Genomic DNA, 5,664 nt, shown 5'->3' with positions numbered 1-5,664 from the left:
CCTCGTCCGCGAGAGCCGCCCCCACGACACCCGCTCCGATGATCACCACTCGAGGTCCCGCCATCGCCCAACCTCCGGAATTCAGAACCGCACAGTTGCCTTCTACGCAACGTGATTCAGGCTGCGCAACTCAATCTGCCTGCCGCGAGGATGGGTGTCAAGGGGTCCGTGACGGCACGAAAAGGGCCGGACAACGACCCCGGATCGGCCCGTGGAAACGGCCCGTGGAACGGCAACGCCCGGCGGGCGACGCGCACCCCTGCGCACCGCCCGCCGGGCGTGTCCGACCGCTCCCGGACGCGGGCTACTTCAGCCAGGCCTCCACCTTGTCGCGGTTGGCCTCGACCCACTTCTTCGCGGCCGCGTCGGGCGACATCTTGTCCTGCGCGATGTACTTGGCCACGGTGTTCTGGTCGTCGTTCGTCCAGTGGAAGTTCTTCACCAGCTTGTAGGCGGGGCTGCCGGACCGGGCGAACCTCGAGCTGACGATCTTGTTCAGGTCGTACACGGGATAGTCGCAGGCGATCTTCGCCGCGTCGGCGTCACAGCCGGTGGTGTACTTCGGCAGATCGACCTTGACCAGGGGTACCTCGGACAGGAACCACTGCGGTTCGTAGAAGTAGCCGATCACCCACTGCTTGTTCTTCTCGGCCGTCCGGTAGGCCTGGATGAGCGCGGTCTCGCTGCCCGCGTACACCACCTTGAAGTTCAGTTTCAGGTTCTTCACCAGTGCCGCGTCGTTCGTGACGTAGGACGGGTCGCCGTCCAGCAGTTGGCCCTTGCCGCCCGACTCGGAGGTCCGGAAGTGGGAGGCGTACTTGTTGAGGTTCCTCCAGTCGGTGATGTCGGGATGGGCCTTGGCCAGCCACGGCGGCACGAACCAGCCGATGACGCCCTTGTTGCCGGTGGAGCCGGCGTCGACGGCGGTCTTCTGCTCGGTGATGTACTTCTTCTTCAGGTCGTCGTGGCCCCAGTTCTCCAGGATCGCGTCGACCTCGCCGGTCCCGAACCCCTGCCAGGCGATCTCTTCCTTCAGGTCCTTCTTGTCGACCGTGCACCCGAGGTCGTGCTGCGCGACGTACGCGACGACCGCCGCGTCCGCCTCGTAGCCGACCCAGGGGTTGACGGCCAGGTTGAAGGTGCCGCACTTGCCGCCCGAGCTCTTGGAGCCCGCGGAGGAACCGTCACCGACCTTCGCTCCCCCGCACGCGGTGAGGGTGAGACCGAGGACGGCCAGGCCGGCCGCGCCGGCTCTCCAGTGTCTAACCATGGTGTCGTGCTCCTTACGCGCCGGTGCGTCGTGCCGCCGCCTGAGTGATCCGGTCGAACATGACTCCGAGCAGGACGATGGCGAGTCCCGCCGCCAGCCCCTTGCCGTACAGCTCCCCCTGCGAGAATCCGGCCACGACGTCGTAGCCGAGGGCGCCGGCCCCCACCAGGCCGCCCACCACCACCATCGACAGCACGTAGATCAGGCCCTGGTTGGTCGCGAGGGTCAGGGCACTGCGTGACATCGGCAGTTGGACCTTGGTGATGATCTGCCAGGTGTTGCACCCGGCGGATGTGGCCGCCTCGACGGTGGTCTCGGGCACGGCCCGCACCCCGTCCGCGATGATCTTCATGGCGACCGGTGCCGCGTAGACGACGGCGGCGACGATGGCCGTGAAGCGCGTCGCCCCGAACAGTGCCAGGAACGGCACCAGATAGACGAACGGCGGCATCACCTGCGCCGCGTCCAGGGTGGGCCGCAGCACCCGGTCCACCAGCACGCTGCGCCCCATCCACACGCCGAAGACGACGCCGAGCACCATCACCAGCACCGTCGCCACGACGGTCGAGGCCAGTGTCGTCATGCTGTCCGACCACACGCCCGTGCCCACCAGCAGACCCACGCACACCGCCGCGGTGACGGCGGCGAACCGGCCGCCGAGCACCGCTCCGAGCGCCACCAGGGCCGCGCCGACCAGCCACCACGGGGAGTCGGTGAGCAGCGACTGGAAGGGGTTGAGCAGGCCGTTGGTGATGATGTCGCGGGCGGTGTTCGTGATGCCCGACAGGTGGTCCTGCGCCCAGGTGGTCGCGGTGTCCGCCGCGCTCGCGATGGAGCTGCCGGTGCCGCCGTCGCCGGGGAACTCGGCCGCCCACACGTAGGTGTGCGACAGATAGACCAGGATCGCGGTGCCCACGGCACCCACGGCCAGCAGGGGACGGCGCCAGGTGAGGAAGCGGCTGCCCGAGCGGCGGGCCGCCTCCTCGCGGCCGCTGGCCGCGGTCGTCACCCGGTCCAGGACGATCGCCATGACGACGATGGCGAGTCCCGCGTTGAAGGCCGTGCCCACGTCGAGCGACTGCAGGGCCTGGACGACGGTCTTGCCGAGCCCGGGGGCGTCGATCAGGGCCGCGATGGTCACCATGGCCAGGGCGGCCATGATGGTCTGGTTGACGCCCATCACCACCGTCCGCCGGGACATCGGCAGCAGCACCTTCAGCAGCGTCTGCCGCCGGGTCGCACCCAGCGAGTCGGCCGCCTCCACCGTGCTCTCCGGTACGGAGCGGATGGCGTGCGCGGTGATGCGGATCGCCGGCGGCGCCGCGTAGATCAGGGTGGCGATGGTGGCGGAGGCCGGGCCGATGAGGAAGAACAGGGTCAGCGGGGCCAGGTAGACGAAGGTCGGCATCGTCTGCATGAAGTCCAGCAGGGGGGTCACGATCCGGTTGAACCGGTCGGACAGCCCCGCCCACACGCCCAGCGGGAGCGCGAACAGCAGCGCCACGAGGACCGCGGAGACGGTGAGGGACAGGGTGTCCATGCTCTCCTGCCACAGACCTTGCAGCCCGAAGAAGGCGAACCCGGCCACGGCCAGCAGCGCGACCCGCCAGTTGGCCACGGCCCACGAGACGTAGCCGGCCAGGCCGACCACGCCGAGCCAGCCGATCTGCGGCACGGGACGGGCGCCGGTGGGCTGGGAGATCAGGTGCTGGACGAAGCCCACCAGGTTGTCGATGACCAGGCGGATCTCGTTGAAGAAGTACAGGAAGAGCGGGTTGGTGTTGCGGTTCGCGCCGATGGTGTCGTTGACGTCGTTGAACCAGCGGTGCAGTCCGGTGAGGTCCGCCGCCGCCAGGGTCAGGGTCTGCCGGCCGCGGAACACGGCGAACAGCACCAGCCAGACGACCAGGATCGCGGCCACCACCATGCGGCGGCTGAGTCTGCGCGCACCGGCCAGAGGTGCGGTCTTGTCCAGGGCGACGGTCATCACGCGCCGCCTTCCTGTCCCGCCACCACCGCGAGGATCTCCTCGTCACCGACGATGCCGAGCAGCTTGCCGTTCTCGACGACCTTGACCGGCCGGTCGGCGGCCAGCACCGCCCGGGTGGCCTCCCGCACCACCACGTCCGGGCCCAGTTCGGGACCGTCCAGGGCGTCGTCCGGCTCCGCGGGCCGCATGATCCAGCGCAGGGTGAGCACATCGCCGCGCGGCACGTCCTTGACGAACTCGCGGACGTAGTCGTCTGCGGGCGCGCCGACCAGTTCGTCGCCCCGGCCGCACTGGACCGTCCTCCCGTCGCGCATGATGAGGATGCGGTCGCCCAGCTTGAGCGCCTCGGAGAGGTCGTGGGTGATGAACACCATGGTCTTGCCGACCTCGTGGTGCAGCCGGATGACCTCGTTCTGCATGTCGCGGCGGATCAGCGGGTCCAGTGCGGAGAACGGCTCGTCGAAGAAGAGCACGTCCGGATCGCCGGCCAGAGCGCGGGCCAGGCCGACGCGCTGCTGCATGCCGCCGGAGAGCTGGTCGGGGTAGGAGTTCTCGTAGCCGGCCAGGCCGACCAGTTCGACGACCTCCTGGGCCCGCCTGGTGCGCTCCGCCCTGCCCATGCCGCGGATCTCCAGGCCGAATGCCACGTTGTCCACCACGCGGCGGTGCGGCAGCAGCCCGAAGTGCTGGAAGACCATGGAGAACTTGCGCCGCCGCAGTTCGCGCAGGTGCCTGTCGTCGGCGTCGCGGATGTCCTGGCCCTCGAAGACGACCTCACCGGCGGTGGGTTCGATAAGCCGGGTCAGACATCGCACCAGGGTGGACTTGCCGGAGCCCGACAGGCCCATGACGACGAAGACCTCGCCCGGCGAGACCTCGAAGTCGACATCGCGTACGGCGGCGGTGCACCCGGTGCGCTCCATGAGTTCGCGGCGGGAGAGCCCGCACAACTCGGCGGACTCCGGCACCCGGTCGGCCTTCGGCCCGAACACCTTCCACAGCCGGCGCACGGAGATGACCGGAGTGGTGTCCGGGTCCTGAGGTGTGCCATGCCGCTGCGGCACCTCGGTCTGTGTGGGGGTCACGTTCGACCTCTTTTCGGCGTTCAGCCGCTGAACCAGCGCTGCGGCCGTGGTTGGATGTTCTGCCAGATGTGCTTGGGCTCCCGGTACTCGTCCAGGCCGGTGGGTCCCAGCTCCCGGCCGACGCCCGAGTGCCCGAAGCCGCCCCATTCGGCTTGCGGTACATAGGGGTGGTAGTCGTTGATCCAGACCGTTCCGTGGCGCAGCCGCCGGGCCACCCGCTGGGCCTTGCCGGCGTCCTGCGTCCATACGGCTCCGGCGAGTCCGAACTCGGTGTCGTTGGCGATGCGTACGGCGTCGTCCTCGTCCCGGAAGCGTTCCACGGTGAGCACGGGGCCGAAGGACTCCTCGTGCACCACGCGCATGTCCTGCCGGCACTCGTCGAGCACGGTGGGCGGGTAGTAGTGGCCGGCGGCGAGGGCGGCATCGGCCGGTCGTTCGCCGCCGCAGCGCAGTACGGCGCCCTCGGCGAGGCCCGCCGCGACATACGCCTCGACCTTCTCCCGGTGCGCGGCGGAGATCAGCGGCCCGGTCTCCGCCTCGGGGTCGAAGGGGCCGCCGAGGCGGATCCGCCGGGCGCGGCGGACGACCTCGTCGACGAAGGCGTCGTGCAGGCGGTCCTCGACGATCAGGCGGGCGCCGGCCGAGCAGACCTGCCCGGAGTGCAGGAAGACGGCCGTGAGGGCGAAGTCCACGGCCGTGTCGAAGTCGGCGTCGGCGAAGACGACGTTGGGGTTCTTGCCGCCGAGCTCCAGCGCGACCTTCTTCACGGTCGCGGCGGCGGTCGCCATGATGCGCCTGCCGGTTTCCAGGCCTCCGGTGAAGGAGACCATGTCGACGGCGGGGCTCTCGCAGAGCGGTGCGCCCGCCTCGGGGCCGGTGCCCAGCACCAGGTTGGCGGCGCCGGCCGGCAGCCCGGCCTCCTGAAGCGCCTTCATCAGCAGGATGGAGGTGGAGGGGGTGAGCTCGCTGGGCTTGAGGACGACCGTGTTGCCCGCGAGGAGGGCGGGCGCGACCTTCCAGGAGGCCTGCAGCAGCGGGTAGTTCCAGGGGGTGATGAGCCCGCACACCCCGATCGGCTCGTACACGACGCGGCTGACGGCGTCGTCACGGCCGGTGTCGACGACCCGGCCGGCGTCGGTGCCGCCGATGCCGCCGTAGTGGCGGAGGCAGGAGACGACGTCGGCGATGTCGTACTCGCTCTCGACGAGGCGTTTGCCGGTGTCCAGCGACTCGGCGCGGGCGAACTCCTTGGCGTCGCGCTCGATGATGTCGGCGGTGCGCAGAAGCAGTCGGCCGCGCTCCCGCTCGGGGGTGCGCGG

Annotated in this window: 4 protein-coding genes; all 4 read right to left on the bottom strand. The window is 69.8% G+C overall.

Features of this window, described 5'->3' with window-relative positions:
• Nucleotides 1–304: 304 nt before the first annotated feature.
• Complete coding sequence (locus IE318_RS43385) at nucleotides 305–1,270, bottom strand: ABC transporter substrate-binding protein (RefSeq protein WP_189908342.1); 966 nt, start codon at nucleotides 1,268–1,270, stop codon at nucleotides 305–307.
• Nucleotides 1,271–1,283: 13 nt separating this feature from the next.
• Nucleotides 1,284–3,257 carry an ABC transporter permease gene (locus tag IE318_RS43380; RefSeq protein ID WP_189908341.1) on the bottom strand — a complete coding sequence of 658 codons (1,974 nt, stop codon included), beginning with the start codon at nucleotides 3,255–3,257 and terminating at the stop codon, nucleotides 1,284–1,286.
• A complete protein-coding gene (locus tag IE318_RS43375; RefSeq protein WP_189908340.1) occupies nucleotides 3,257–4,345 on the bottom strand; it encodes a quaternary amine ABC transporter ATP-binding protein in 1,089 nt (362 codons plus the stop codon). The genes IE318_RS43380 and IE318_RS43375 overlap by 1 nt, the downstream gene beginning before the upstream one ends.
• 20 nt (nucleotides 4,346–4,365) lie before the next feature.
• Nucleotides 4,366–5,664 (bottom strand): aldehyde dehydrogenase family protein (locus tag IE318_RS43370; RefSeq protein WP_229904192.1); only part of this gene is annotated, 1,299 nt, incomplete at its 5' end.

The sequence above is a fragment of the Streptomyces spiralis genome, assembly GCF_014654675.1.
Classification (GTDB): domain Bacteria; phylum Actinomycetota; class Actinomycetes; order Streptomycetales; family Streptomycetaceae; genus Streptomyces; species Streptomyces spiralis.
This window is presented reverse-complemented; position numbering and strand designations above follow the sequence as displayed.

Bases quoted from the DNA above. Each gene is read 5' to 3' on its own strand.
- IE318_RS43385 (WP_189908342.1), bottom strand. From the start codon at position 1,270: ATGGTTAGACACTGGAGAGCCGGCGCGGCCGGCCTGGCCGTCCTCGGT.
- IE318_RS43380 (WP_189908341.1), bottom strand. From the start codon at position 3,257: ATGACCGTCGCCCTGGACAAGACCGCACCTCTGGCCGGTGCGCGCAGA.